Origin of the sequence: Curtobacterium sp. 9128, from assembly GCF_900086645.1 — a bacterium.
Classification (GTDB): domain Bacteria; phylum Actinomycetota; class Actinomycetes; order Actinomycetales; family Microbacteriaceae; genus Curtobacterium.
This window is the reverse complement of the sequence record NZ_LT576451.1, coordinates 3,441,218-3,466,609: the sequence shown is the minus strand read 5'-3', so window position 1 is coordinate 3,466,609 and position 25,392 is coordinate 3,441,218. Positions and strand designations below refer to the sequence as shown.

Genomic DNA, 25,392 nt, shown 5'->3' with positions numbered 1-25,392 from the left:
GTGGTGCGGACTGCTTTCGGTTGTGCAGGAGCGGAACGCGCCGCGGCGCCCCGCGTCAGAAGTACGTGATGCCGTGGGGGGTGCGCGGCGGCAGGAGCATCGCACGGAGCCGCACCGGCACCGCCGGGTCCGACGCGCGCAGGAGCCCGGCGGCTGCGAGCGTCACCGGGTCCACCGACCCGATGAGCAGCGCCCCGAGGTCGGCCACGTCGAGCGCGACGTCGACGTCGGGCTCAGCGGTGGCGGAAAGCCGCGTCACGGTCCCGACCCCACCGGACACGTCGAGCCGGTACGTCCCCGCCGCGAACCCGAGCGAGTCGGTGACCGCGAGCGTGACCGAGCCGTCGGCAGCGTACGGCCGGGTCGTCAGGGACGCGGCGACGTCGAGGACACGGAGCCAGACGTGGTCTTCCTCGTGGTCGACGTCGTACGCCCGGTTGTCCCCGAGTGCTGCGACGATCGGGTCGTCGAGCCGCGACCGGTTGTACTTCACGACGTCGTTGAGGTCGATCGAGAGCAGGAACTCCCAGAGCGACAGGTAGGCCTCGTCGGTCGCGTACACCAGGTCGACGATCTCGACCGCGGTGTCCTTACCGGATTCCTTCACGCGCCAGGTGACGTACCCGTCGACGTCGTCGGACCCGTCCGCCCGGTGCACGGCAGCCCTGACGTCCTTCGCCTTCTCGCCGTCCCCGGTCAGCTCGCCGAAGACGACCGGCCAGGTCCCCGTGTTGCGCACCATCGAGCCGGGCGTCCGGGCGTCGAAGCGCGCGAAGACGTCCTGACCGACACCGTCCGCGAGCCACGAGAGCGGCACGACGGACACGGTCCCCGTGGTCGGCACGAGGAACGGGAGCGCCCGGTTGCGTCGGACGCTGACGGCGCGCTCACGGATGGCGCAGCCGAAGCCGAAGCGCCGGTAGATCGTCCCCTCAGAGGCGGTGAGCGACGCCATCGCGTAGCCCTCCTCGACTCCGCGGCGGAGGGCGTGGGTCATCATCGCGCGGAGGATCCCGCGTCGGCGTTCGGTGGGCCGCACGGTCACCGCGGAGATCGCCTGCGTGTCGACGGTGCTGCCGTCGCCCCACGAGAGCGCCTTCCGGAACCACGTGAAGGTGCCGGCCGGCCAGGTCTCGTCCACGGACCCGGGGAAGGGCTCCCGGACGTACACGCCGAGGAACGTCTCCTCGTCGGCGATGAAGTGGGACGCCATGCGCGCGGCGGTCTCCGGCGACGGGTCCGCCTCGTGGAAGCCCATGCCCACGGAGCGCATCCAGTCCGCGGTGCGCTCGTCGGGCGCGCCGGAGTCGTCGGTGGCAGGGGTGAACTCCCGCAGGTCGAAGCGGGCGTCGAATTCGTCGTTGATCGGCACGAGCCGACCCTATCGGTGCCCGGTGACCGCCCGGGGTCAGTCCGTCGCGCCTGCTGGCGGATCGACGAGCAGCCCGACCCGGTCGGCGAGGTACTCGGCGAGTGGCACGGCCGTGTCGGCTGCCGGCGACCAGCGGACGAGGGGCTCGTCGTCCTGCACGAACAACGCGCCGTCGGCACCGATCAGGTGCTCGTCGAGCGGGATCGGCTCCGCGCCGTGGTTGACGGTGTCGCCCGCGTGGAAGTGCCCGCGCGCGGCCGCAGCCCGGTACGCCCGGCGGACCTCGGCCGACACCGACTGGAACTGGGACCGGCCGGGCTCGGTGACCCGGGTGATCGTCCCCGTCGCCCACACCCGGCCACCGGTCTCGAGCGACGACCCGATGAGCAGCGCCCCCACTCGCCACACCCGTCCGAGCGGACGCATCGTCGGTTCACGGCGGATCCCGAGCACCGCCTTCGGCTCGACGTACTCGCCGAGCGCCTCGTCCGGCACGTCCGCGTCGCGGAGGCGTCGTGCGGCCTCGTCGAGCAGTTCGCGTGCGCGCATCACTCCGTCCGTCACGTCACCCGAGCCTAGACGTGGCGCCCACGACCTCCGCGCGATCGACGTCGGCGGCGGACCGATGACGTCACCCCGATGGTGATCATGGCCGCGCTGTAGGCCAGCAGGATGCCAGCGACGACGGGGATCAGCCAGCCACGGGACCCGTTGACCAACTGGTTGACGTACCCGACCTCGGGGATGCTGTACCAGACGACACCGCGGACCTGGGCGGCGGTCACCGGCGAGGGGTCCGGCTCCGCGTTGTTGTCGCCCTTGAGCACGAACGTGCGGGCACCGTCGGAGGACGACTCGACGGCGACCACGCGGTGGCTGATCACGGCCGGCTGCCCGGAGACGATCTGGTACGTGACGACGTCGCCGATCCGGATGTCCTCGAGCGGGGTGGGCTCGACGACGAGGAGCGTCCCGGGCGGCAGCGTCGGTTCCATCGACTGGGTCAGGACCGTGAGCGGGGTCGAGCCCGTCGCCTTCGGGATGACGATGAGGACGACGGCGAGTCCCGCCACGATGACGAGCATCCCGGTGCTGAGGCCGAGCGCGACGGCGTGCAGGACCGCTCGCCATCCGGTGCGCTCCCGCGCCGTGTTCAGGCGCCGCATCGGATCGCCGGCCCGTCGTTCTGGGTGAAGAGCGTCACGGAGCCGCTCCCGGCGACGGTGCTCGTCGGCTTCCCCGCGCTGTCGAGCACCTTGACGACGACGGTCTGCGTGCCGCTCGTGGCGACACTCGACGGGACGTCCGACGGCGCGATCGTGATGAACCCCGAGTAGTCCTGTGCCTTCTGTCCGACCTGGGTGTCCTTCACGAAGGCTGCGTAGGAGGTGTCCGTCGGACGCGACGACGCCGGCCACCGGACGTCGACGTAGTTCCCGCTGTGGTCCGTGCAGGTGAGGGCGGGGGAGGCCGTCGAAGCGGCCGAGGTGTTCATGTAGAAGCCGCCCTGGACCGGGGCGGACGTCCACGTCCCCGCGACGACCGTCAGCGCGATGTTCACGTTCGTCGTGGTCGATGCGGGAGCGGACGACGTCGGTGTGCTCCGGACGCACCACACGGCTGCGGCGCCGGCGGCGAGGTCCGAGGTCATGCTCGGCAGGGACGCCCACGTGCCGCTCACCGATCCCGTGCCCACCGCGGTGGACGCGGTGCACGCCGTCGTCGACGCGACCGGCCACGCGACGACGGAGATCGCCTGCGCCAGCGCGGTCGAGCTCCCGGCGACGACGGACACCGTCGTGGAGGTCGTCCCGGCGATCGATCCCGAGTTCGTGAGCGTGACCGGCTTGGTCACCGAGGTGACCGTCGACGAGAACGTCGTGGTCATGTCGCTCGTGCCGCTGATCGACGCGGACATCTTGCCGATCGTCGTGCTCGACGACGTGGTCCCGCTGGTGGTCCAGAGTGCCCAGGCGGCGGTCGAGCCACCGACGACGAACACGACGGCGAGCAGCGCAGCGAGCACCACGCGGAGCCGGCGGCTCACGGTGCCACCTGCGTTCCCGTGACGGTGAGCGTGAAGTCCGTCACCGCTCCGGCGACAGACTGCGGTGCGTCGGAGCCGAGGCCGAGCTGGATGCAGGCGATGCCGGTCGCTCCGACGGGCAGGGTGTAGTAGCCGCTCCCGGTGTCGAAGGTGGCGATCGGGCCGCTCGCGCCGGACAGACCGCCGCGGCAGTCGGCTGTGGTGTTCACCGAGGCCAGCCGGAGCGTCTGCGCGCCGAGGACCGTGGCGTCGGACGCGCTCGCGTACGAGACCTTGGTGGCGGTCGTCGCGACGCGGATCGAGAGCGGCACCGATCCGGTGTTCTTCACGGTGAACGTGCCGGTCGTGCTGCGACCGGGCGCGAGCACCGAGGTGTTCATCGGGCTGAGCGCACCGACCGTGACGGTGGCGGTGCCGGACTTGACGCTCGATGCGTTCGTGCTCGCCGAGGCGTTCCAGAGGGCGTAGGTGCCGCCGGTGCCGAGCAGCGTCGTCGCCACGGCGACCGCCACGACGAGGGAGGCGAGCCATGCCCAGGCGTGGAAGCGCAGGCGAGCGCGCGGGGCACGGTGGCGTCCCGTCGGTGCGTTCGTCATGCGCGTCTCCCCGCTGGTCGTGGAGGGAGCGGCGTGGTCGGCGGATCAGGGGCCGACCACGCCGCGGATCAGGAGCCGATCGCGGTCTGCGTCAGCGTGAAGGCGAGCGCACCGACGTTCACGGTGCCGTTCTGGCCCGTCGTCGCCGAGGACGGCAGCTCGATCGTGAAGACGACCTTGACGGGGGAGGTGGTGCTCGACGGCGACACCACGAAGGTGTTCGCATTCGAGGTCGACTGCACGACCGACGCGCTCGTCGAGGTCACGGCGAGCGTCTTCGTGGTCGCGGCGACCAGGGCCGAGTCGCCCGTGATGCTCTGGCTCGCGTAGGTCAGGTTGGCCTTGAGGTCCTGGCCGGTCGCGCCGATGTTCAGCGTCTGCGTGAACTGGTACTTGTTGCCGGGCACCATGAGGACGTTCGCGGGGTTGATGGTCGTCGAGCGTCCGTTGGTGATGTCGGTCCAGACGCCGTCGTTCGCCGCGCTGAGCGTGAGCGTGCCCGAGCTGACAGCGCTGGCGGCGGTGGAGGCGCTGGCGTTCCAGAGGGCGAAGGTGCCCGCTCCGCCGAGGAGGAGCGCGACGCCGGCGGCGCCGGCGATGGCACCGGTGACGATCTTGTGCATGAGGAGTCCGTTTCTGCGCACACAGGGGCGCGGAAGGCCACCGGCACGCGGGTTCGGGTTGGCGCGCCGGCAGGACGGTGTCATCGGCCCCGGGGGTCGGGGGCCGCGGCTGACCTGTGCCGAGAGCGGATCGCCGGGCTCCGGGGTCGTGAGCGACTGCTGACGACCTGGGCGGGCAGGATTCGTTCCGGTATCGAAACTACCCGTCCCCCAAAGTGCGGACAAGAGGAATCATGCGTCTGAATGCACCCAATCCGGGGGCCATTTTTGTCCCCGAGACAGCGGACACTGTTTGTACCCCGATCACGGACGACAAGCACAGGAATGCGCCCGGCCCCAATACGGTTGCACGGACCGGAAACGAGGAGGGCCCATGGGCATCGTGCGCTGGCTGTTCGACGCGCAGATCGTCGTCGGAGACCAGACCGTGCTCTGGCGCGAGGTGATCGGCAACGTCTTCGGGCTGCTCAGCGCCCTCGGCGGCATGCGCCGCAAGGTGTGGGCGTGGCCCGTCGGCATCGTCGGCAACGTCCTGCTCTTCACGGTCTTCATGGGTGCGCTCTTCGACACCCCGAACCCGGTCAACCTGCTCGGCCAGGCCGGACGCCAGGTGATGTTCATCATCGTCAGCGTCTACGGCTGGTACCGCTGGACCCATCGCCCCGCCGAGTCGACGACCGTCATCGACCCGAAGTGGGCGTCGTGGCGGACCCGTGGACTGCTCGTCGTCGGCATGGTCGGCGGGACGCTCGTGCTGACGCCGGTCTTCCGCGCCCTGGGGTCGTACGAGCCGGTGTGGAGCGATGCCTGGATCTTCGTCGGGTCCCTGCTCGCGACCTACGGCATGGCGAAGGGCTGGGTCGAGTTCTGGCTCATCTGGGTCGCCGTGGACCTGGTGGGCGTCCCGCTGCTGTTCTCCGCCGGGTACTACGCGTCCGGGCTGATGTACGTCTTCTACGGCGTCTTCACCCTGACCGGCTTCTTCGTCTGGATGCGGCAGCGCACGAAGCCACCTGCGGCTCCCGTCACCGTCGGCTGAGCGCCACCGGGAACCGGACGGCATGGTGGGAGCATGAGCGATGGCGCGTTCCTGACCGGCCTGCGGGTGTTCCGTGCCAGGCGGCACGAGTTCCTCGAGCCGAGGCGCACCCGACGTCGGACGATCGTCTGCGGTTCCGTCGCCGTCATCGTCGGTGCGGCGACGATCGTGTCGGACGGGATGACCGGATGGCTGGGGACGCCCCTTCCGCAGACGATCGTCTCGGCGGTCGCCTTCGCGGCGGCGATCGGGTGCTTCGCCGCGGTGTTCTTCCGGACCGCACGGAAGCTCCAGCCCCAGCGGTGGCAGCCGTTCCCCGGCGGGTGGCGACGGCACGAGCGCATCGGGCAGCAGTTCGCGGCCCGACCGCCGGAGCTCCTCCCCGAGGACCGCGACGAGGTCCTCGCCCAGGCGTCGAGGATGGTCGAGCCCGCGGTCGCGAGCACGGATCGGTTGCGCTGGATCCCGTTCGGGTGGCTCGCGACATGGATCGGCGCGCTCGCCAGCGGGCTGGCGTCCACGCAGAGCCTCGTCGTCCTGCTCATGCCACCGGTGTTCCTGCTCCTGCAGGGTGGGAGCGTCGTCGCGACGGTCGTGTGGCTCGGGCGGGCGGAGCTGACCCGGCGGCGGGTCGAGGCGACCCCGCCCTGGACGCCACCAGCGGGATCAGCGGCGCGAGGCGCCGACCCTCGCGGGTCGAAGCTCGGGTTGCCAGGCGACTGAGCGCACGGCCCCCGGTCTGGGACGCGACAGGTCCTCGTCGATGCGATGGGATGTCCGGGTGGAGACACTGACTGACGACACGATCGTCGACGAACAGACGATCGCGGAGCGCCTCATCCGGGCGGCCATCCGCGCCTACCGCCTGCACCCGTTCACCGAGGTCGACGCGGCGGTCGTCGCGGACATCGCCGGTGTGCCGCTCGACGCCGTCGCCCGGGCGTTCCCGACGTGGGACGCCCTGCTGCTGGTCACCTACGACGCGTGGACCGACCTCCGCGGATCGACCAGACGCCAGAAGCCGGCGACGACGATCGACTACGTCCGGATGACCCTCGCCGAGGACGTCGCCGACCCGGGTCTCGTCCGGGTCCTCGCCGGCGTGATCAACATCGCGGGCGCCGACACCACCTTCGCGGAGCTGTTCCGGAAGCGGTACGCCGAGTACGTCGGTGCGCTGACGGCGGGGTTCCAGCGCGACTTCGACGCGGGCACGGAGGACGCGGTGGTCTCCGCCGAGCACGCGGCCACGCAGCTGCTCGCCCTGTACCAGGGACTCCAGATCCAGCTCCTCGTGCGACCGGGCCTCGACGCGCTCGCCGAGTACGACCACGCGGTCCGCGCGCTCCGCGCGGGCTGGCGGCACCGTCACGTCCCGGCGTGGGACCTCGACGGTGTCCCGACGTCACCCGTCCTGCCTGCCGGCTGACGTCCTGCACGCACCCCGTGACGGACGGGAGGCACGGTGCCTGCCCGCACCGTGCCTCCCGTCTGTCGCCTGCTCGCGCTAGGCGCGCAACCAGGCGGTCCCCACGCCCGTCAGGGCGCCGTCTGCCACCGGCGCCGAGGCGAGCAGCAGCGCACCCGCGGGGAGTTCGTACGGCTCGTCTCCGAACACCGTGACGTTGGTCCAGCCGTTCGGCCGGCGGAACGCGAGCACGTCGTCGCGACCGGTGTCGAGCCACTCGAGGCGCTCCTCGGACTGCAGCTGTCCACGGAGGCCGAGCGCCTTCCGGTAGAGGTTCAGCGTGGAGTCGGGGTCGTCGTCCTCCGCCTCGACCGAGAACCCGCCGAACCACGCCGGCTGCGGCAGGTGCGAGCCACCTGAGCCGAAGCCGAACGACGACCCGTCCCTGGTCCACGGGATCGGGACACGGCAGCCGTCACGGCCGACGTCGACGCCCGGGTTCCGGAAGAACGCCGGGTCCTGACGGTCGGCGGCGGGGATGTCGCCGACCTCCTGCAGGCCGAGCTCCTCACCCTGGTACATGTACGCCGAGCCCGGCAGCGCGAGCTCCAGCAGCGTCGCCGCCTGCGCGCGCCGGAGCCCGAGCTCCTGGTCGAGTGCATCCGGCGAGCCGCCGGCGAGCAGCCATGCGCCGCCCTGCTTCTCGGCCGCACCGTTCTGCGGCGGCAGTGCGTAGCGGGTGGCGTGCCGGACGACGTCGTGGTTCGAGAAGACCCACGTTGTCGAGGAGCCGGACTGCTCGGCGAGACCGAGGTTGAACTCGATGATCGACCGGAACGACGGCGCGTCGAAGTCGGCTTCGAGCAGGTCGAAGTTGAACGCCTGCCCCAGCCCGTCGGCGCTCGCGTAGCGGGCACGGCGGTCGGCGGCGACCCACGCCTCGGCGACCGCGGTGCGGGCCGGGGTGTACTCGTCGAAGACCTTCCGCCACTCCGCATAGATCTCGTGGACGTCGTCACGGTCCCAGAGTGGGTGCGTGCCGTCCTTCGGCATGGCGGAGAGTTCGGCCCAGGTCGGCAGGACCTCGCCGAGGTCCTTCGAGAGCCCGTGTGCCACGTCGATGCGGAAGCCGTCGACCCCGCGGTCGGACCAGAAGCGCAGGGTGTGCAGGAAGTCGTCCCGGACCTCCCGGTTCGCCCAGTTCAGGTCGGGCTGCTCCTTCGCGAAGCTGTGCAGGTACCACTGGCCGTCGCCCGCTGCGGTCCAGGCCGGGCCGCCGAAGATCGAGACCCAGTCGGCCGGTGGGTTCTCGGCGGCGGGGCCGGTGCCGTCGCGGAACACGTAGCGGTCGCGGGCCGGGCTGCCGGCGGGCGCGGCGAGGGCCTCGCGGAACCACTCGTGCCGGTCGCTCGTGTGGTTCGGGACGATGTCGACGATCACCCGGATCCCGGCGCCGTGCAGGGCGGCGACCATCGCGTCGAAGTCCTCGAGCGTGCCGAGCTTCGGGTCGACGTCGCGGTAGTCGTCGACGTCGTAGCCGCCGTCGGCGAGTGCCGACGGGTAGAAGGGGCTGAGCCAGACGGCCTCGACGCCGAGTGACGCCAGGTAGGGCACGCGCTCGGTGATGCCGGCGAGGTCGCCGATCCCGTCGCCGTTCGCGTCCGCGAAGGACCGCGGGTAGATCTGGTAGACGCTCGCCTGGCGCCACCAGGTCTCGTCGGTGGCCGTCGGGTCCTGTGCGGTCAGCACATCGGTCATGAGGGGTGGTGTCCTTTCGGTGGTGCTCGTGTCGGTCACTTGATGGCGCCCTGCGTCACACCGGACATCACCCATCGCTGGGTGAGGACGTACACGATGATGGACGGCGCCATCGCCATGAGGTACGAGGCGAACGAGACGTTGTAGTTGTTGCTGAACTGGCTCTGGAAGATCTGCTGCAGCACGGGGAGCGTCTGCAGCGCCGGATCGGCCGTGATGAGCGCCGGCATCATGTAGTCGTTCCACGACGCCAGGAACGCGAAGATCCCGACGGTCGCGCTCATCGGTGCCAGGAGCGGGAACAGCAGCCGCCAGAACACCTGGCCGACGCTCGCGCCGTCGATGCGGGCGCTCTCCTCGAGCTCGCCGGGGATCGAGCGGAGGAACGCGGTGAAGAGCAGCACGCTGAAGGACAGCTGGAACATGATGTGCAGGATCGCGACGCCGATCGGGTTGTCGAGACCGACCATGCCGGTGAGCTTGACCTGCGACAGCGCCAGGACCGGGAACGGCAGGAACATCGCGGCGAGCAGGTAGAAGAACGACCAGCGGAACAGCCGGTGCTGCCAGTTGTGCGAGATCGCGTAGGCGGCGAACGACGCAAGGAGGATCGTCCCGGTGACGGAGATCGCGGCGACGAGCACGGAGACGCCGAACGCCCGCGGGAAGTCGGTCAGCTCCCAGGCCCGGACGAACCCGTCCATGCTGAACGGTGCCGGCAGCGAGAACGCGTTGCCGTCGAGCGCCTGGCTCGTGGTCTTGAACGCCATCACGACCGTGACGTACAGCGGGACGAAGACCGTCAGCGAGCAGATCGCCAGGATGATCGTCAGCGGCCAGTTCCAGCCGCTCTTCGATCGACGGCCGCGGGCGGAGTCCGCGTCGATCGACCGCATGCTGCCGGTGCGGGTGGTGGACGGCTGGAGCGGTGCAGGGAGCGTCATGAGAAGAGGGCCTTCCCGCGGCTGAGCCGCAGCTGGACGAGCGCGAGGATGACGGTGATGACGAAGAAGATCGTCGCGTTCGCCATCTGGTAGGAGTAGTCGCCGCTGTTGAACCCGTTGAAGATCGACATCGCGACACTCGTGGTCGCGGTCCCCGGGCCTCCGGCGGTGAGACCGACGATCACGTCGTAGGCGTTGAGGAAGTTCTTGAAGCCGAGGATCAGGTTGATGACGATGTAGCCGGCGGTGAGCGGCATCGTGATCGAGACGAGCTGCCGCCACGACGACGCGCCGTCGATGGCCGCGGCCTCGTACACCTCGCCGGGGATCGCGAGGACCCCCGCGATGTAGATGAGCAGCGTGCCGGGGATCGCCTGCCACGTCGTGACCACGACGATCGCGATCCAGGCGAGGTCGGGGTTGGCGAGGATGCTCGTCTCGAGCGGCGCGATCCCGAGCGTCGTCGCGAGCTCGGGCAGGCTGTTCGAGAAGAGGAACGAGAACACGTACGCGATGACGATGCCCGAGATGACCATCGGCAGCACGAACACCGCGCGGAGGGCGACCTTGGCACGGATGCGGCTCGTCAGGGCGATCGCCAGCAGGAGCGCCAGCGCGTTCACGACGAGCACGGTGACCAGCGAGAAGCCCATCGTGAACAGGTAGGCGTGCAGGATCGCCGGGTCAGAGAAGATCGCGAGGTAGTTCGTCAGGCCGGTGAACCCGAACTCCCCGAACCCGACCGAGTCGGTGAAGCTGAGGACGATGCCCATCACGGCAGGCACCGTGATCGCCAGTGTGAAGACGACGAGCGTGGGCAGGAGGAAGGCGAGGAACACCGGCTGGATGCGGTGCACCCGGGACCGTGCGGTTCGTGGCGCTCGGCCGCTCGCGGTGGGGGAGCCGCCCCGGTCGGGATCGGGGCTGTCGGTGGGGCTGTTCCGGCGGCTGCCGCCGGAGGACGTCGTGGCGATTGCCATGGTGATCGTCTCCTCGGTCCGAGACCGGGTCAGGCCTTCCGGCGCGCCACGCGCGCCCAGTCGGCATCGAGTGTGCGGAGCTGCGGAGCCGGGTCGCCGCCGAGGGCGATGGACTGCGCGTAGTTGGCCACGGGGATCTCGGCCGGCACGAGCTGCGACGGGCCGAGGTAGAAGGCCGCGTCGTCGTAGTACTGCTGCATGCCCTGCAGCGTCGGGTTGGCGACCGGGGGCGAGTCCTTGCGGGTGCCGAACCCGTTGTTGTCCGCGTTGTACTTGTCCGCGACGTCGGGGGACATCAGGAAGCGGAGGAACTCGCGCGCTGCCTCCTGCTTCTTCGACGCCTTCGGGATCCAGAGCGCCAGGTCGACGTTGACCCGGACCTTCAGGTCGGCGGGGTCGTCGGTCGCGGGCATCGGGAACGTGCCGAGGTCCATGTCCGGGTTCGTCTTCGCGATCTCGATGAGCGCCCACGGACCCTGCAGGTACATCGCCGACTCGCCCTTCGCGAACGCGAGGTTGCCGTCGCCGTACGCACGGCTCGCGGCGTTCTTGTTCGACCACTTCGCGAGCTGCGCCATCCGGTCCATCGGCGGTGCGAAGTCCTTCGAGAACGACACGGGGGAGGACGGCGTGAGCGACGTGCCCTCCTTCTCGAGCGCCGAGAAGGTCTTCCCGACGTCGAGCATGCCGCCGATCGAGTAGTCGAACATCCCCTGGGCGAGCGTCCACGTGTCCTTGTAGGTGTTGTAGAACGGCGTGACGTCGGCGGCGAGGAGCTTCTCGCAGACCGCCTCCAGCTCGGACCAGGTGGTCGGGATCTCGATGCCCTGCTGGGCGAAGATCTCCTTGTTGTAGATCACCGACGCGGCGGTGACCGAGTACGGCAGCGCGTTCCGCTCACCCGGGTAGGACGCCGTCTGCTCCATGAGCGTCCAGAGGTCCGGGTTGATGGCCTTGGCCTCGTCCATGTCGGACAGGTCGGTCAATGCGCCGTGCTCGACGAAGGACACCATCGCGTAGTTGTAGTTCAGGCAGCCGAGGTCCGGCGGCGAGCTCCGCACGAAGTCCGCCGGCAGCGACGACGTCGAGTCACGGATGACCCGGATCTTCGACTGGCTGTCGTGGAACTTCGCGATGACGTCGTCGAAGTACCCGATGACCTCGGGCTTCGAGACGTAGAACGTGATCGTCTCCCGACCGGAGCCCGACGACGCGGGCGCGCACCCGGCGAGGGCCAGGCTCGCGCCGACTGCGCCGGTGCCGAGGAGGAAGGACCGACGACTGAGCGCCGATCGGCTCAGCGGTGAAGCGGTTCGTGCGTGCACGTGAACTCCGTCCGACGGGTCTCGGCGCCCTTGCCGTCCCGTCCCCCCGACTGCTCCGATGCGGTCGGTGCACATAATCTAGCGAGAATATTTAGGAAAGCAAGGAACTCGTGACGCGGTATCTTCGGCCAGTGACCATGCTCCCCGACCTGCTGCGGCGCTCGAGCCTCGAGACGGTGCTCGACGTGGCCTTCGCCGAGCAGGCGTTCACCGCGAGCACGGTGATGGCACGGACCGGGCACACACGGTCGACCGTGCTGACGGCGTGCGACGAGCTCGTCCGGCTCGGGTGGATCGCGGAGCTCGACGACGCCAGGGCCGCGGGGGAGTACCGGATGGGTCGCCCGGCGAAGCGCTACGAACTGCGGAGGACCGCTGGCGTGGTCGTCGGGGCCGACGTCGGGCAGTCACGCGTCGAGGCGGTCGTCGCTGACCTGCGGGGAACCGTCCTCGCCCACGCGGAGGAGCCCGTCCGACCCGACTTCGACGATGCCGACCGGGACGCCCGTGATCGTCGCGCCGCGGTCCTCCGGTGCGTCACGCGCGCACTCGCGGACGCCGGGCACGCCGCCTCGGACGTGCTCGTCACGACGATCGGCGTCGCGGCGCCGGTCGACGCGCACGGGCGGTCCCCGAATGAGGACGACGGGTTCTGGCACCGCATGAACCCCGGCTTCGAGGACGTCCTCGCCGGTCACGGGGCGATCGTCGTCGAGAACGACGCGAACCTCGCCGCGATCGCGGAGCGTGCCAGGGGCGCTGGTGACTCGTTCGCCGCTCTGCTGTCCGGGGAGCGCTTCGGCACCGGCCTCATCGTCGACGGGGTCCTGCTCCGCGGCGCACACGGCGGTGCCGGCGAGATGCGCGTCCTCGCCCTCGTCGAGGGCGTCGGGACACCGGAGGGCATCGGCGCTGCGTGCCGGACGCTCGCGGCCGAGGCGCTCGCCGCCGGGCGGATCGCGCCGGGTTCGGTCCTCGCCGAGATCGCGGCACGGAGTGCGCTCGACGCCCAGGCGGTGTTCGCGGCTGCTCGCGACGGGGACCGGGTCGCCCTGCAGATCGTCGACCAGCTCGGTGAACGGCTGGCGAAGGCGACCATCGTGCTCGCGAGCCTGCTCGACATCGAGCGCGTCTACGTCGCCGGGGCGATCGCGCAGCCGGCGGCCGCGGTCATCGCGCGCGCGAACGCCGTCCTCGGCAGCGGTGCGTTCCGTCCGGTGCCGGAGGTCGTCGCGTCCGAGCTCGGGCCCGACGTCGTACTGATCGGCGCTGCGCAGCGTGGGCTCGACCTCGTCCGGGCGAACCCGCTGGCGTTGTCCCTGACGGGGCGGTCGGTCAGCGCGTCCTGACCTCGGCGGCCGTCGGCCACCCCGGGAAGATCCGTTCCCCAGCCCGACGGGCGAGCAGGGTGACCACGAGCAACGGCAGGCTCAGCGCCGCCAGCGAGCTCGCCCACAAGACGAACGCACCGTGGAACACGAGTGGGGTCACGGCCATGACGGCGATCCACGTGAGCGCGGCCCAGCCGCGAGCAGGGTGTCCGATCGCCCAACGCGTGTCCCGCGAGCTCAGGGCGATCGCCACGATCATCAGCGAGTTGATCGGTCCGGGGGACTCGGAGAACGCGATGTCGTCGACCGTTGACCGCAGGATGCCGAACCCGATCACGAGCACCGCGAACAACACCGTGACCGTCCGGGCGACGGCGAGTGCGACCAGGGTGCCCGCGCCGACGTCCTGCCGTTCTCGGATGCCCGTGTCGATCATGACCGCACGTTAGCGCTCGACGGACGATGTGGGAATCGCGAGTGCCGTGAGATCACCGGGACCGGCGCCAGGAGAGGATCTGCCGGACCGTCACCTTCGACCCGTACTGCGCGACCGAGTGCCGGAAGAGGTACTGCGCGAACCACAGCAGCAGCCCTGCGACGACGAACACCTCGACGATGCAGACGACCGACTCGAGCGGCGACAGCGACCCGACGGCGTTCCGGACCATCGCGGTGATCGGGGTGAACGTCGGGAAGTACGTGAAGACCGCGACGACGGGCGACGAGGGGCTCGTCATCACGAAGAACGCCGCGTAGATGGGGATGATCAGCGAGAAGATCGCCGCGGACTGCAGCGCCGAGGCGTCCTTGATCGTCGGGACGGCGGCACCGACGGCGACGAACAGCGCTGACGCGAGCAGGACCCCGCCGACGAGCAGCAGGGCGCCGACCACCATCCGCCACGGATCGACGACCACGTGCCCGACCCGGCTGGCGACCAGCGGGATGACGACGACGAGCGACAGCAGCCCCGGCACCAGGAACACCCCGATCTGCACGAGGCCGACGAGCAGCATCGCGATGACCTTGCCGCGGATCAGGTCCCCGGCCGTCACCGTCGTCAGGATCATCTCGGAGATCCGGTTCTCCTTCTCCTCGACGACCACGGTGACCATGCGCGCGGCGAGCAGCAGCACGAGCCCGAAGAACGCCGCCAGGTAGACCATCGGCGGCAGGATCGACAGCCACCCCGGCGCGACCTTCCCGTCGGCGTAGGCCGTGACGTCGGCGGCAGGCGGCGACCGCAGGATGTGCACCGCCTCCGCGTCGTCCACGTTCGCGGCGACGCTCTGCTCGAGCACCCGCTCGGCGAGCGACGAGTACCCGCCGTTCTCGAAGAGCCCCTTGTCCTTCGCGGTGACCTCGATCGGGTCCTCGGACGGGGACTCCGGGAACACGACGAGCGCGTCGAGCCGTCCGGCGACGACGTCGGCACGGTCGGCGGCCTCGTCCGTGGATGGCGTCCCGCCCCAGCGCGCCGCCACGGACTCGGAGACGAGCCCGGAGCGGTCGACGTAGTGGAACGGCGTCTTCTCGGCGGACGAGCTCGACACGACCGAGTTCGTCCCCGCCGCCTGCCCGACCCCGACGAGCAGGGACACCACCACGATGACGAAGGGCAGCGCGAGGGTGCCGATCCAGAACGCGGGCTTCTTCACCGCGCGGACGAACTCGAACCGGATGACGGTTCCCAGACGGCTCATCGCATTCCCCCTGCGGCGCGCTCGTCCGCGCCGGCGTCGTGGCCGTACACCTGCACGAAGATCTCGTCGAGCGGGATCCTCCGCATCTCGAAGCCCGTGACGTGCACCCCGGCTCCGACGAGCGACGACAGGATGTCCGACCCGTCCGTGGCTGCCGAGGACGACGGCACCAGGTACGCGACGTGGCCCTCGTGCCGTGCGAGCTTGTAGAGCGGCGACGTCGGCACCGCTCCGTCGAGCGACACCTTCGCGACGGCACCCCCGAAGGCGTCCTGCACCTCGGGGATCGTGCCGTACGCGGCCGCGGTGCCGTCCTTCAGGAGCAGGATCCGGTCGCAGAGCCGTTCGACCTCGTCCATGTGGTGCGTGACCAGGATCACGGTGGCGCCGTCGGCCTTCCGCTCGTCGACCAGGTCGAGCAGGAGCCTGCGGTTCACCGGGTCGAGGCCCTTGGTCGGCTCGTCGAGGATGAGCAGCCGCGGCCGGTCCATGATCGTGATCCCGAGCTGGACCTTCTGCTGCTGGCCGCCCGAGAGCTTGTCGATCCGGAGCTTCGCCTTGTCCGCGAGCCCGACCCGCGCCAGGTACTCCATCGACCACGCGGTGGACGCCGAGCGCGCCATGCCACGGAGTGCCGCGAAGTACGTCATCACGTCGATGACGGACTCCTTCCGGTACAGCCCACGCTCCTCGGGCAGGTACCCGATGCCGCCGGTCGCCGGCCGGTACTGCCGTCCGTCGATCGTCAGCGTGCCGGCCGACGGCGACGTGATGCCAAGGAGCGCCCGGATCGTCGTCGTCTTGCCGGACCCGTTGCTGCCGAGGAGCCCGAACGTCTCCCCGGGCGCGACGTCGAACGACAACCCGTCCACGACGGTACGGTCCCCGAAGCGCATGACGAAGTCCTGCACGCTGATGCTCGCCCCGGCCATGCAGCCCCCTTCTCGTGCCGCCGACCCTACCGGGAGGCGATGTGCCCCGACCTCACAGCAGCACGCTGCCCGGTGCGGGCATCTTGGACTGGATCGAGGGAGACCCATGGAACGCTTCCGGAGGTTGTCGCTACCGGTGCTGCTGCCCGTCCTGTTCGTCCTGCTCGCGGTGCTGTGGTTCGGCATCCAGTTCGTCACGCGGCCCGCGCGCCAAGACGTCGGTGCGCTCGTGATCGGGTCCGTCGTGTACGCGGGCCTCATGACCGCCTTCTTCGGGATCGGCATCGCGCGGACGCGACGTCGTGCCGGCGGAGCGGACGAGGTGAACCGGATCCGTCGCGCGGTCAAGACCGGCGTGGTGCCCCCCGACGTCGACCCGGCGATCTGGACAGCCGAGCTCGAGCGGGCCCGACGTCAGTACCGCCGCAACCGGTGGTTCGGGCCGGTGGTCGTCGTGCTCGCCACCGCGCTCGGAGTCTGGCTCGCAGTGACGGACGGGCCGGTCTGGTGGGTGTTCGTCGCCCTGTTCGTGGGGTTCCTGGCCGTGAGCCTCGTCGACACCCAACGGAGCCTGCGCAGGCTCACGCCGATGCTCGAGGACCTCCGGCAGCGGCCACAGCGGACGGCGGGCGGCCCGGCGCCCGGCGCGACGTGGACGCTGCCGGACGCCCCCGGCTAGGGACGAGCGACCGGCACCAGGCGGGCGAGCTGCGTGACGTGACCTGGCTCGAGCTCGTCGAGCGACGTGACCCCGAGCAGCCGCATGGTGCGCTCGATCTGCTCCGACAGGATCTGGATCATCCGATCGACCCCGGCCTCGCCCCCGGCCATCAGCCCGTAGAGGTACGCCCGACCGACCATCGTGAACTTCGCCCCGAGCGCGACGGCCGCGACGATGTCCGCGCCGGACATGATGCCCGTGTCGAGGTGCACCTCGGTGTCGTTCCCGACCTCCTTGACCACCGAGGGCAGCAGGTGGAACGGGATCGGGGCACGGTCGAGCTGGCGTCCGCCGTGGTTCGACAGCGTGATCCCGTCGACGCCCATGGACGCCAGGCGCTTCGCGTCCGCCAGGGACTGCACGCCCTTGACGACGACCTTGCCCTTCCACTGGTCGCGGATCCACGCCAGGTCCTCGTAGGTGACGGTCGGGTCGAACATGTGGTCGAGGAGCTCCCCGACGGTGCCGGACCAGCGATCGAGGGACGCGAACGCCAGGGGCTCGGTGGTGAGGAAGTCGAACCACCACCACGGGCGCGGGATCGCGTTGACCACCGTGCGAGCGCTCAGCTGCGGCGGGATCGAGAACCCGTTGCGCTTGTCCCGGAGCCGCGCACCCGCGACGGGGACGTCCACGGTGACGAGCAGCGTGTCGAACCCGGCCTTCTCGGCGCGGGACACCAGCGCCATCGACTTCTCGCGGTCCTTCCACATGTACAGCTGGAACCAGTTGCGCCCGTGGGGGTTGGCGTCGCGGACGTCCTCGATCGCGGTGGTGCCCATCGTGGACAGCGAGAACGGGATCCCGGCGCGTCCGGCGGCCCTGGCCCCCGCGCGCTCGCCCTCGGTCTGCATCATCCGGGTGAACCCCGTCGGTGCGATGCCGAACGGGTACGACACCGGGGCGCCCAGTACCTCGCGCGAAGTCGACACGGTGGAGACGTCCCGGAGGATCGACGGTGTGAACTCGATGTCCTCGAAGGCCTGCCGTGCCCGCGCCAGCGAGATCTCGGCCTCGGCGGCACCCTCGGTGTAGTCGAACGCGGCACGAGGGGTCCGGCGCGCGGCGATGTCCCGGAGGTCCCAGATCGTCAGCGCCTGCTCCAGCCGACGCCGCCGCGCGTTGAGGTCGGGCTTCTTGAACTGCATCAGGGGCGCCAGGTCGTGCACGGTCGGCAGCTGCCGCCGCATCTTGGTCCGCGCCGTCGACGCGGCTCCCGCGGTCGGTGCCGGTGCGCCCGTCGCTGGGTCGACACGTCGCTGGTCATCGGTCGAGGTCATACAGACATCCTACGTCTCGGGGTGGATCGGGTGGTGGTTCGTTCCGTCGTCGGGGTGTATCGAACGGGCTCGACCGTGCGCGCGACCACGGTGCGCAGCGCCTCGAGGGACGCGCCGCCGAGGCCGGCAAGCCCAGCAGCCCGCGCCTGCACCAGGATGTTGCCGAGTGCGGTCGCCTCGACCGGACCCGCCAGAACCGGCAGTCCGGTGCGATCGGCCGTCAGCTGGCACAGCAGCCGGTTCTGGGAACCGCCGCCGACGATGTGGACCTGTCGGATGTCCTTGCCGGTGATCGTGGCGATCGTCGCCAGCGTCGCGGCGTAGGCGACGGCCAACGACTCCAGGATCGACCGGACGAACTCCGCCCGCGTCGCGGGTGCCGAGAGGCCGTGCTCGGAGCACCAGGAGGCGATCCGGGCAGGCATGTCGCCGGGGGGCGTGAACGACTCGTCCGCGACGTCGAAGACGGGGACCGGGGCGGTGACGGCCGCGGCGGAGGCGAGCAGAGCCTCCAGATCGATGCGCTCGCCGCCACGTTCCCAGGTCCGGACGCTCTCCGAGAGCAACCACAGTCCTGACACGTTCTTGAGGAACCGGACCCGGCCGTCCACACCGCCCTCGTTGGTGCAGTTCGCGTCGCGGGCCGCGTCCGACAGGACGGGGGCCTCGAGCTCGACCCCGACGAGCGACCACGTGCCGCTCGAGATGTAGGCGAAGTCGCCGGTCGTCGCGGGGACCGCGACGACGGCCGAGGCCGTGTCGTGCGACCCGACCAGCGTGACCGGTGCGCTGCCGCCGACCAGGTCGGCGACGGCCGGCAGCAGGGGACCGAGCCGGTCTCCCGGGTCGCGGAGCGTGGGCAGGAGTCCGGACGGGAGGCCCGCAGCAGCCCGCAACGCCGGGTCCCACCCACGGGTGGTCGCGTTGAGCGCCCCGGTAGTCGATGCGTTGGTCCGCTCGGCCGCCTCGACACCGGTGAGCCAGTACCCGAGCAGGTCGGGGACGAGCAGGGCACGGTCGGCGAGGTGCAGCGTCGGGTCCGCCGCCCACTGGAACAGCGTGTTGAAGGGGAGGTGCTGCAGCCCGTTGCGGCTGTACAGCTCGGCGGAGTCGACCGCTGCGTGCACCGGGGCGACGCCGTGCTCGTGCCGGTCGTCCCGGTAGTGGGACGGCAGGCCGAGCAGGCGTCCGTCGCGGAGGAGTCCGTAGTCGACCGCCCACGAGTCGATCCCGATGCTCGCGATGTCCGGATTCCTGCCGAACGCGTCGCGGAGGCCGGCGGTGACCTGCTGGTACAGCTCGACCACGTCCCAGTGCAGGGCCTCGCGGTCGTGCTCGTGGAGCGTGACGGGGCCGTTCGGGAACCGGGCGACGTGCTCCGTCCGCACGCCGTCCGTGTCGACGTGCCCGACGATCACCCGGCCGCTCGTGGCGCCGAGGTCGACCGCGGCCACGCTGCCGCCGGCAATGCTCGGGCCGCCGCTGCTGCGCATGTCCCGCTACCTCAGGAAGGCCGCGGCGACGCCCGCGTCCACCGGCACGTGCAGGCCCGTGGTGTGCGAGAAGTCGTCGGTGCAGATGGCGTAGACGGCGTTCGCCACGTTCTCCGGCACGACCTCGCGCTTCAAGATCGTGCGCTGGGCGTAGAACTTCCCGAGGTCCTGCTCCTCGATGCCGTACGTCTTCGCGCGGTTCGCACCCCAGCCGGACGCGAAGATGCCCGAGCCGCGGACGACGCCGTCCGGGTTGATGCCGTTCACCCGGACACCGTGTTCGCCGAGCTCGGCCGCCAGCAGTCGCACCTGGTGGGCCTGGTCGGCCTTCGTGGCGGAGTAGGCGATGTTGTTCGGGCCGGCGAACACCGAGTTCTTGCTCGAGATGTACACGATGTCGCCGCCGAGGCCCTGCTCGATGAGGACCTTCGCCGCGGCCTTCGACACCAGGAACGAGCCCTTCGCCATGACGTCGTGCTGCAGGTCCCAGTCCTGCTCGGTGGTCTCGAGCAGCGACTTGCTCAGGCTCAGCCCCGCGTTGTTGACGACGAGGTCGAGGCCGCCGAAGTGCAGGAGGGTCTCCTGGACGGCGCGCGCGATGTCCTCGGCGGAGGTCACGTTCGCCGCGACGCCGATCGCCCGGTCGGTGTCCCCGATCTCGGCGGCGGCCTCCTGCGCCTTCGTCTCGTCGAGGTCGGCGATGACGACCGCGGCGCCCTCCGATGCCAAGCGCTTCGCGATCGCCTTGCCGATGCCGGACGCGGCCCCGGTGACGAGGGCGATGCGGGTCGCGAGCTTCTTCGGCGCCGGCATCCGCTGGAGCTTGGCTTCTTCGAGGGCCCAGTACTCGATGCGGAACTTCTCGGCCTCGTCGATCGGGGCGTAGGTGGAGAGTGCTTCGGCCCCGCGCATGACGTTGATCGCGTTGACGTAGAACTCCCCGGCGACGCGGGCGGTCTGGGCGTCCTTGCCGTACGAGAACATGCCGACACCGGGGACGAGCACGATGAGCGGGTCGGCGCCGCGGATCGCGGGGGACTCGGGCGTCGCGTGCCGGTCGTAGTACGCCTGGTAGTCCTCGCGGTAGGACGTGTGCAGCTCGTGCAGGCGTGCGATCTGCTCCTCGACGGTGGCCGTCGCCGGCAGGTCGAGGACGAGCGGCTGCACCTTGGTGCGGAGGAAGTGGTCCGGGCAGCTGGTGCCGAGCGCCGCGAGTCCCGGCGCCTTCTCGCTCGCGAGGAAGTCGAGCACCACGTCGCTGTCGGTGACGTGCCCCACGACCGGCTTGTCGTGCCCCGCGATCCCACGGATCGTCGGGGCGAGGGCGGCGGCGCGGGCTCGTCGTTCGTCGGAGGGGAGCGCCTCGAAGCCCGCGCGGACGGGGCCGAACGGGTCGGGCTTGCCGTTCGCAGCGATGTACTGCTCGGCGGTGTCGATGATCCAGCGGGAGTTCGCCTCGGCCTCGTCGCTGGTGGTCCCCCAGGCGGTGATGCCGTGCCCGCCGAGGATCGTGCCGATCGCCTCGGGGTGGTCCCGCTTGATCGCGGCGATGTCGAGGCCGAGCTGGAACCCGGGTCGGCGCCACGGCACCCACACGACCTTCCCGCCGAAGACCCGCTCCGTCAGGGCCGGGCCGTCCGCCGCCGTCGCGATGGCGATGCCGGCGTCCGGGTGCAGGTGGTCCACGTGCGGGGCGTCGACGAGGGCGTGCATGGCCGTGTCGATGCTCGGAGCTGCTCCGCCCTTGCCGTGCAGGCAGTAGTCGAACGCGGCGACCACCTCGTCCTCGCGATCGACGCCCGGGTAGACCTGCGCCAACGCCCGGACCCGGTCGACCCGCAGCACGGCGAGCCCGGCCGGTGTCAGGGTGCCGAGGTCGCCCCCGGATCCCTTCACCCAGAGCAGTTCCACGGGTTCGCCGGTCACCGGATCGGTCGCGGCGCCCTTCGCCGAGGTGTTCCCCCCGGCGTAGTTCGTGATCCGCGGGTCCGAGCCGAGCGCGTTGGAACGTGCGATGAGGTCGGCGACCACCTGTCCAGCGGTCGTCTGCGTTGCGGGGTCCACCCGGTCCTCCAGGTCGTTGATCGTCATCTGTCTACGCGCCCCAGCCGGCTTGGACGCCGCCCACGCGGTCCTCGGCGATCGAGCGCTGGTACCCGGAGTCCAGGTACGCGCGCATCGGGTCGGCCGGGAGGCCGCGCGATTCGCGCCAGGCCGCGAGGTCCTTCCGGACGTCGGTCTGGTACGCGTCCATGAAGATCTCGTTCGCGCCCAGGACGTCGTGCGCTTCCTGCGCCGCCGTCAGCGCCACGCGGTCCAGGAGCAGCGCGCGGGCCGTCATCTCCTGGACGTTCAGCACCGAGCGGATCTGCCCGGGGATCTTGTCCTCGATGTTGTGGCACTGGTCGAGCATGAACGCGACGTCGGGGTTGTCGTAGCCGCCGCCGCGGATGACCTCGACCAGGATGCGGAACAGCTGGAACGGGTCGGCTGCGCCCACGATGAGGTCGTCGTCGGCGTAGAAGCGCGAGTTGAAGTCGAAGCTCCCCAGTTTGCCGAGGCGCAGCAGCTGCATGACGATGAACTCGATGTTCGTACCAGGTGCGTGGTGGCCGGTGTCGAGGCAGACCATCGCCTTGTCGCCGAGGGCGCTCGTCTGCACGTAGCTGGTGCCCCAGTCGGGGACGTCCGTGTGGTAGAACGACGGCTCGAAGAACTTGTACTCCAGGACCAGGCGCTGGTCGTCCCCGAGCCGGTCGTAGATCGTCGACAGGCTGTCGTGGAGGCGGTCCTGGCGGGAGCGCATGTCCTCCTGCCCCGGGTAGTTCGAACCCTCGGCGAGCCAGATCTTCAGGTCGCGGCTGCCCGTGGCGTCCATGACGTCGATGCAGCGCAGGTGGTGGTCGATCGCCTTCTGCCGGATCGTCTCGTCGACGTGGGTCAGGGCGCCGAACTTGTAGTCGTCGTCCTGGAACGTGTTCGAGTTCACGGTGCCCAGGCGGACGCCGTGCTCCTCGGCGTGGCGGCGGAGGTCGGCGAAGTCGTCGACGAGGTCCCACGGGATGTGGAGCGCCACCGTGGGGGCCAGCCCCGTGTACTTGTTGACCTGGGCCGCGTCGGCGATCTTCTCGTACGGGTCTCGGGGCGTTCCTGGCGTGCTGAACACCTTGAAACGCGTGCCGGAGTTGCCGAACGCCCAGGACGGGAGCTCGATCGCCTGCCGTGCCAGCTGGTCGCCGATCGAACTGAAGCTTGCTGATGTCATCGTGTCACTTCCTCGTGGTCGATTGAATCGTTTCATAGGCTAGCCCGCGGCGCCGGACCGCGCAAGCGGCGGCGCGCCGCCGGTTGGTTCGCGCCCCGTTGCGGACATCGCGCCCCGGTGCGTCGGGGCGCGATGTCCGTGCGGGGGCGCGAACCCGACGCCGTTCCCGGCCGCGACAGCCCGCGGCCCGGCTAGGCCGTCGGGACCGCGGCCGGCGCGCGCAGCTCGTGCGTTCCGGCGCCGACGCGCTGCTCCTCGAGCCCGGGGAGGCGCACCACCGCAGTGACCCCGTCCGGCACGGTCGCCCGCACGAGCAGCTCCCCGTCGACGAGCTCCCACCGCACGGCGACGTGCCCGTGCACGGTGTCGAGCGAGGTGGACGCCCACGTCAGGCCCCCGCCGGGCTGCGGCGCGATGAGCACGGACTCGTACCCGGGCGTCAGCGGCGCGAGGCCACCCACGACCCGGTGCATCCAGTCCGCCACGGCACCGAGCGCGTAGTGGTTGAACGAGGTCATCTCGCCCGGGTTGATGGTGCCGTCCGGCAGCATCGAGTCCCAGCGCTCCCAGACCGTCGTCGCCCCCATCGTCACCGGGTACAGCCACGACGGGCACTCCGTCTGCAGCAGCAGCCGGTACGCGTCGTCGAGGTGGCCCGTCTGCGTCAGCGCGTCCGTGATGAAGGGCGTGCCGGCGAAGCCCGTCGAGATCCGGTACCCGGACTCCGCGGCCAGCTCGGCGAGCCGGTCGCCGGCCTTCGCGCTGTCCTCGTCGGACAGGATCCCGAACACGATGGCGAGCGCGTAGACGGTGGTGCAGTCGCTGAGGATCCGTCCGTCCGTCACGTAGTGCTCCCGGAACGCGGCCTGGAGGCTCGTGGCCAGTTCCTCGGCCTCGCTCGCCTCCGCCGCATGGCCGGTCAAGTGCGCCGCCTCGGCGACGAGCGTCGCCGACCGGTACGCGCACGCCGTGGCGACGACGCCCGGGTCGGCCTTCGCCTTCGCGGCGTCCTCCGGCGGGGCATCGGGGTCGAGCCAGTCGCCGAACTGGAACACCGTGTCCCAGAGGCCCTGGGGCGACAGGTGGTCGCGGATCCGACGGAGGTGCGCGACCATCGACGGCAGTTGTTCCTCGAGCACCGCGCTGTCGCCGTAGGCCTGGTACAGCGTCCACGGCACCCAGACCCCGGCGTCCGACCAGATCGCGGTGGCGTCGGGCTTCCCGAAGTCCTCGGCGGGGGAGTACTTCAGCACGTCGGGCACCACGAACGGGATCACCCCGTCGGCGTGCTGCTGCTCGAGCCACACGTCGCGGAGCCAGTCGCCGAGGAACGCCCTGGTGTCGAACAGGTACGAGGCCGTCGGGGCGAACGCCGCGATGTCGCCCGTCCACCCGAGCCGCTCGTCGCGCTGCGGGCAGTCCGTCGGGACGCTGAGGAAGTTGCCCTGCATGCCCCGGATCACGTTGTCGTGGAAGGTGTTGAGCAGCTCGTGGCTCGACTCGAACGTGCCCGTACGGGTCAGGTCGCTGCCGACCTGCACCGCGGTGAGCGCCGCCCGGAGTTCGTCGAGCGTGCCGGGCCACCCCTCGACGGCCGCGTACCGGAAGCCGTGGAAGGTGAAGCGCGGCTCGAACGCGTCCGCGCCGTCGCCGCTCAAGGTGAAGTGGTCCGTCGCCTTCGCGGTCCGGAGTGGACGGGTGCCGAGCTCGTCGTGCTCGAGGACCTCGGCGTGCCGGATCGTCAGGACCGTACCGGCCGGGCCGGAGGCGACGACGCGGAGCCAGCCGACCAGGTTCACGCCGAAGTCGACCAGTGTCGCGCCGGACGGGCTCGTCCAGACGTCGACCGCGGCGATCTCGGCGAGGGGCCGGACCGGCGGGACGGTGTCGGCGACGAGCTCGCGGTCGCCGAGGTCGACGGTGTGGACGCCGACCGACCGACCGGGGTGTCCGTCGGTACTCGGGATCGTCGGCGTGCCCGGCTGCAGGAACGACCCGTCGCGGAGCCGGGCGTCGATGTCCTCACCGTCGTAGAGCTGGTCGGCGGTGATCGCACTGGACAACGCCTGCCAGTCGGAGTCGGTGGCGACGGTCTGGACGTGGCCGTCCTCGAACTCGATGCGGAGCTCGGCGAACCCGGCACGTTCGTCCGTGTACCAGCCGCCGCCTCCGCCCCACGCCAGGCGTCCGGCCGCCCAGCCGTTGCCGATGACCAGGGCGAGCACGGCGGCATCCCCGGGAACGGTCGAGCTCAGGTGCGACAGGACGTCGTGCGACGCGACGCGGATGCGCCACTCGTAGCTCGTCCACCCCGGTTCGAGCAGGTGGTCCGAGACACGAGAGCCTCCGAGCCACGCCTCGACCACCCCGAGGGCGCTGACGTCGAGGGTGGCCCGGCGGACGGCACCGTGGCCGCCGTCGATGGTGAACTCCCGGCGCAGGATCGGCGCGCTGCCCAGGTCGGTGTCGCTCGCGATGAACGATGCGGTCCAGGTGGTCATGGTGTCCTTCCGGCGGCCGTCGTCGTCGACGGCCGCGTCGTTGGTCGGTGGGACTGCCGGGCGGAGGCCGACCT

At 70.6% G+C, this 25,392-nt stretch carries 23 protein-coding genes; 5 read left to right on the top strand and 18 right to left on the bottom strand.

Going from position 1 to position 25,392, the window contains the following annotated elements:
- Positions 1-55: 55 nt before the first annotated feature.
- From QK288_RS16495 to QK288_RS16470, 6 genes are all read right to left on the bottom strand, one after another.
- Positions 56-1,372: a GNAT family N-acetyltransferase gene (locus QK288_RS16495; protein ID WP_281265351.1), complete on the bottom strand. Its 1,317-nt coding sequence runs from the start codon at positions 1,370-1,372 to the stop codon at positions 56-58.
- A 36-nt stretch (positions 1,373-1,408) separates the two neighbouring features.
- Positions 1,409-1,936, bottom strand: a complete 528-nt coding sequence (locus QK288_RS16490) for a hypothetical protein (protein ID WP_281265350.1) — start codon at positions 1,934-1,936, stop codon at positions 1,409-1,411.
- An 11-nt stretch (positions 1,937-1,947) separates the two neighbouring features.
- The gene (locus tag QK288_RS16485; protein ID WP_281265349.1) at positions 1,948-2,538 is read right to left on the bottom strand and encodes a signal peptidase I; all 591 of its coding nucleotides are present in this window, start codon (positions 2,536-2,538) and stop codon (positions 1,948-1,950) included.
- Entirely contained in the window at positions 2,526-3,419 is an 894-nt protein-coding gene (locus QK288_RS16480) for a hypothetical protein (RefSeq protein ID WP_281265348.1), read from the bottom strand. The genes QK288_RS16485 and QK288_RS16480 overlap by 13 nt, the downstream gene beginning before the upstream one ends.
- Complete coding sequence (locus QK288_RS16475) at positions 3,416-4,015, bottom strand: TasA family protein (protein WP_281265347.1); 600 nt, start codon at positions 4,013-4,015, stop codon at positions 3,416-3,418. The genes QK288_RS16480 and QK288_RS16475 overlap by 4 nt, the downstream gene beginning before the upstream one ends.
- 68 nt (positions 4,016-4,083) lie before the next feature.
- Complete coding sequence (locus QK288_RS16470; RefSeq protein WP_281265346.1) at positions 4,084-4,638, bottom strand: alternate-type signal peptide domain-containing protein; 555 nt, start codon at positions 4,636-4,638, stop codon at positions 4,084-4,086.
- Between the two features lie 373 nt (positions 4,639-5,011).
- On the opposite strand from QK288_RS16470, the gene pnuC reads away from it, so the two are divergent.
- The 3 genes from pnuC to QK288_RS16455 are packed head-to-tail and all read left to right on the top strand — an operon-like array spanning position 5,012 to position 7,106.
- The gene (gene pnuC / locus QK288_RS16465) at positions 5,012-5,677 is read left to right on the top strand and encodes a nicotinamide riboside transporter PnuC (protein ID WP_281265345.1); all 666 of its coding nucleotides are present in this window, start codon (positions 5,012-5,014) and stop codon (positions 5,675-5,677) included.
- 33 nt (positions 5,678-5,710) lie between these two features.
- Positions 5,711-6,400, top strand: coding sequence for a hypothetical protein (locus QK288_RS16460; RefSeq protein ID WP_281265344.1), 690 nt, complete (start codon positions 5,711-5,713; stop codon positions 6,398-6,400).
- Positions 6,401-6,458: 58 nt separating this feature from the next.
- Positions 6,459-7,106 carry a TetR family transcriptional regulator C-terminal domain-containing protein gene (locus QK288_RS16455; RefSeq protein WP_281265343.1) on the top strand — a complete coding sequence of 216 codons (648 nt, stop codon included), beginning with the start codon at positions 6,459-6,461 and terminating at the stop codon, positions 7,104-7,106.
- A gap of 78 nt (positions 7,107-7,184) precedes the next feature.
- Here the strand turns inward: QK288_RS16455 and QK288_RS16450 are convergent, their stop codons facing one another.
- Genes QK288_RS16450 through QK288_RS16435 form a run of 4 tightly spaced genes read right to left on the bottom strand, consistent with a single transcriptional unit; the run spans position 7,185 to position 12,092 of the window.
- A complete protein-coding gene (locus QK288_RS16450; protein WP_281265342.1) occupies positions 7,185-8,843 on the bottom strand; it encodes a glycoside hydrolase family 13 protein in 1,659 nt (552 codons plus the stop codon).
- A gap of 35 nt (positions 8,844-8,878) precedes the next feature.
- Positions 8,879-9,739, bottom strand: a complete 861-nt coding sequence (locus QK288_RS16445) for a carbohydrate ABC transporter permease (protein ID WP_281267619.1) — start codon at positions 9,737-9,739, stop codon at positions 8,879-8,881.
- Positions 9,740-9,783: 44 nt separating this feature from the next.
- The gene (locus QK288_RS16440; RefSeq protein ID WP_281265341.1) at positions 9,784-10,767 is read right to left on the bottom strand and encodes a sugar ABC transporter permease; all 984 of its coding nucleotides are present in this window, start codon (positions 10,765-10,767) and stop codon (positions 9,784-9,786) included.
- Positions 10,768-10,796: 29 nt separating this feature from the next.
- Positions 10,797-12,092 (bottom strand): substrate-binding domain-containing protein, encoded by a 1,296-nt coding sequence (locus QK288_RS16435; RefSeq protein ID WP_281265340.1) that lies wholly within the window; start codon positions 12,090-12,092, stop codon positions 10,797-10,799.
- 137 nt (positions 12,093-12,229) lie between these two features.
- Here QK288_RS16435 and QK288_RS16430 point away from each other — a divergent pair, with 137 nt between their 5' ends.
- Complete coding sequence (locus QK288_RS16430; RefSeq protein ID WP_281267618.1) at positions 12,230-13,441, top strand: ROK family protein; 1,212 nt, start codon at positions 12,230-12,232, stop codon at positions 13,439-13,441.
- Here QK288_RS16430 and QK288_RS16425 read toward each other — a convergent pair.
- The 3 genes from QK288_RS16425 to QK288_RS16415 are packed head-to-tail and all read right to left on the bottom strand — an operon-like array spanning position 13,428 to position 16,058.
- Positions 13,428-13,859, bottom strand: coding sequence for a hypothetical protein (locus QK288_RS16425; protein ID WP_281265339.1), 432 nt, complete (start codon positions 13,857-13,859; stop codon positions 13,428-13,430). The genes QK288_RS16430 and QK288_RS16425 overlap by 14 nt on opposite strands.
- 52 nt (positions 13,860-13,911) lie before the next feature.
- Positions 13,912-15,126, bottom strand: coding sequence for an ABC transporter permease (locus tag QK288_RS16420; protein WP_281265338.1), 1,215 nt, complete (start codon positions 15,124-15,126; stop codon positions 13,912-13,914).
- Positions 15,123-16,058 (bottom strand): ATP-binding cassette domain-containing protein, encoded by a 936-nt coding sequence (locus QK288_RS16415; RefSeq protein ID WP_281265337.1) that lies wholly within the window; start codon positions 16,056-16,058, stop codon positions 15,123-15,125. The genes QK288_RS16420 and QK288_RS16415 overlap by 4 nt, the downstream gene beginning before the upstream one ends.
- A gap of 106 nt (positions 16,059-16,164) precedes the next feature.
- Here QK288_RS16415 and QK288_RS16410 point away from each other — a divergent pair, with 106 nt between their 5' ends.
- Positions 16,165-16,737 carry a hypothetical protein gene (locus QK288_RS16410; RefSeq protein WP_281265336.1) on the top strand — a complete coding sequence of 191 codons (573 nt, stop codon included), beginning with the start codon at positions 16,165-16,167 and terminating at the stop codon, positions 16,735-16,737.
- Here QK288_RS16410 and QK288_RS16405 read toward each other — a convergent pair.
- The 5 genes from QK288_RS16405 to QK288_RS16385 all read right to left on the bottom strand — a co-directional run bounded on the left by QK288_RS16405 (position 16,734) and on the right by QK288_RS16385 (position 25,318).
- Positions 16,734-17,969 carry an alpha-hydroxy acid oxidase gene (locus QK288_RS16405; RefSeq protein ID WP_281267617.1) on the bottom strand — a complete coding sequence of 412 codons (1,236 nt, stop codon included), beginning with the start codon at positions 17,967-17,969 and terminating at the stop codon, positions 16,734-16,736. The two genes, QK288_RS16410 and QK288_RS16405, sit on opposite strands and share 4 nt — an antisense overlap.
- 86 nt (positions 17,970-18,055) lie before the next feature.
- Positions 18,056-19,552, bottom strand: coding sequence for a rhamnulokinase family protein (locus tag QK288_RS16400; RefSeq protein ID WP_281265335.1), 1,497 nt, complete (start codon positions 19,550-19,552; stop codon positions 18,056-18,058).
- Between the two features lie 6 nt (positions 19,553-19,558).
- Positions 19,559-21,643 (bottom strand): bifunctional aldolase/short-chain dehydrogenase, encoded by a 2,085-nt coding sequence (locus QK288_RS16395; protein ID WP_281265334.1) that lies wholly within the window; start codon positions 21,641-21,643, stop codon positions 19,559-19,561.
- 4 nt (positions 21,644-21,647) lie between these two features.
- Positions 21,648-22,817 (bottom strand): L-rhamnose isomerase, encoded by a 1,170-nt coding sequence (gene rhaI / locus QK288_RS16390; protein WP_281265333.1) that lies wholly within the window; start codon positions 22,815-22,817, stop codon positions 21,648-21,650.
- A 191-nt stretch (positions 22,818-23,008) separates the two neighbouring features.
- Complete coding sequence (locus tag QK288_RS16385) at positions 23,009-25,318, bottom strand: alpha-L-rhamnosidase (protein WP_281265332.1); 2,310 nt, start codon at positions 25,316-25,318, stop codon at positions 23,009-23,011.
- Positions 25,319-25,392: the final 74 nt, after the last annotated feature.

What these genes read in the sequence shown, in the direction of transcription:
- QK288_RS16485 (WP_281265349.1), bottom strand. Translation starts at nt 2,538, where the DNA reads ATGCGGCGCCTGAACACGGCGCGGGAGCGCACCGGATGGCGAGCGGTC.
- QK288_RS16400 (WP_281265335.1), bottom strand. Translation starts at nt 19,552, where the DNA reads ATGCGCAGCAGCGGCGGCCCGAGCATTGCCGGCGGCAGCGTGGCCGCG.
- QK288_RS16395 (WP_281265334.1), bottom strand. Translation starts at nt 21,643, where the DNA reads ATGACGATCAACGACCTGGAGGACCGGGTGGACCCCGCAACGCAGACG.
- QK288_RS16420 (WP_281265338.1), bottom strand. Translation starts at nt 15,126, where the DNA reads ATGAGCCGTCTGGGAACCGTCATCCGGTTCGAGTTCGTCCGCGCGGTG.
- QK288_RS16430 (WP_281267618.1), top strand. Translation starts at nt 12,230, where the DNA reads ATGCTCCCCGACCTGCTGCGGCGCTCGAGCCTCGAGACGGTGCTCGAC.
- pnuC (WP_281265345.1), top strand. Translation starts at nt 5,012, where the DNA reads ATGGGCATCGTGCGCTGGCTGTTCGACGCGCAGATCGTCGTCGGAGAC.
- QK288_RS16440 (WP_281265341.1), bottom strand. Translation starts at nt 10,767, where the DNA reads ATGGCAATCGCCACGACGTCCTCCGGCGGCAGCCGCCGGAACAGCCCC.
- QK288_RS16445 (WP_281267619.1), bottom strand. Translation starts at nt 9,739, where the DNA reads ATGCGGTCGATCGACGCGGACTCCGCCCGCGGCCGTCGATCGAAGAGC.
- rhaI (WP_281265333.1), bottom strand. Translation starts at nt 22,817, where the DNA reads ATGACATCAGCAAGCTTCAGTTCGATCGGCGACCAGCTGGCACGGCAG.
- QK288_RS16450 (WP_281265342.1), bottom strand. Translation starts at nt 8,843, where the DNA reads ATGACCGATGTGCTGACCGCACAGGACCCGACGGCCACCGACGAGACC.
- QK288_RS16405 (WP_281267617.1), bottom strand. Translation starts at nt 17,969, where the DNA reads ATGCGGCGGCAGCTGCCGACCGTGCACGACCTGGCGCCCCTGATGCAG.
- QK288_RS16415 (WP_281265337.1), bottom strand. Translation starts at nt 16,058, where the DNA reads ATGGCCGGGGCGAGCATCAGCGTGCAGGACTTCGTCATGCGCTTCGGG.
- QK288_RS16425 (WP_281265339.1), bottom strand. Translation starts at nt 13,859, where the DNA reads ATGATCGACACGGGCATCCGAGAACGGCAGGACGTCGGCGCGGGCACC.
- QK288_RS16470 (WP_281265346.1), bottom strand. Translation starts at nt 4,638, where the DNA reads ATGCACAAGATCGTCACCGGTGCCATCGCCGGCGCCGCCGGCGTCGCG.
- QK288_RS16475 (WP_281265347.1), bottom strand. Translation starts at nt 4,015, where the DNA reads ATGACGAACGCACCGACGGGACGCCACCGTGCCCCGCGCGCTCGCCTG.
- QK288_RS16460 (WP_281265344.1), top strand. Translation starts at nt 5,711, where the DNA reads ATGAGCGATGGCGCGTTCCTGACCGGCCTGCGGGTGTTCCGTGCCAGG.
- QK288_RS16410 (WP_281265336.1), top strand. Translation starts at nt 16,165, where the DNA reads ATGGAACGCTTCCGGAGGTTGTCGCTACCGGTGCTGCTGCCCGTCCTG.
- QK288_RS16385 (WP_281265332.1), bottom strand. Translation starts at nt 25,318, where the DNA reads ATGACCACCTGGACCGCATCGTTCATCGCGAGCGACACCGACCTGGGC.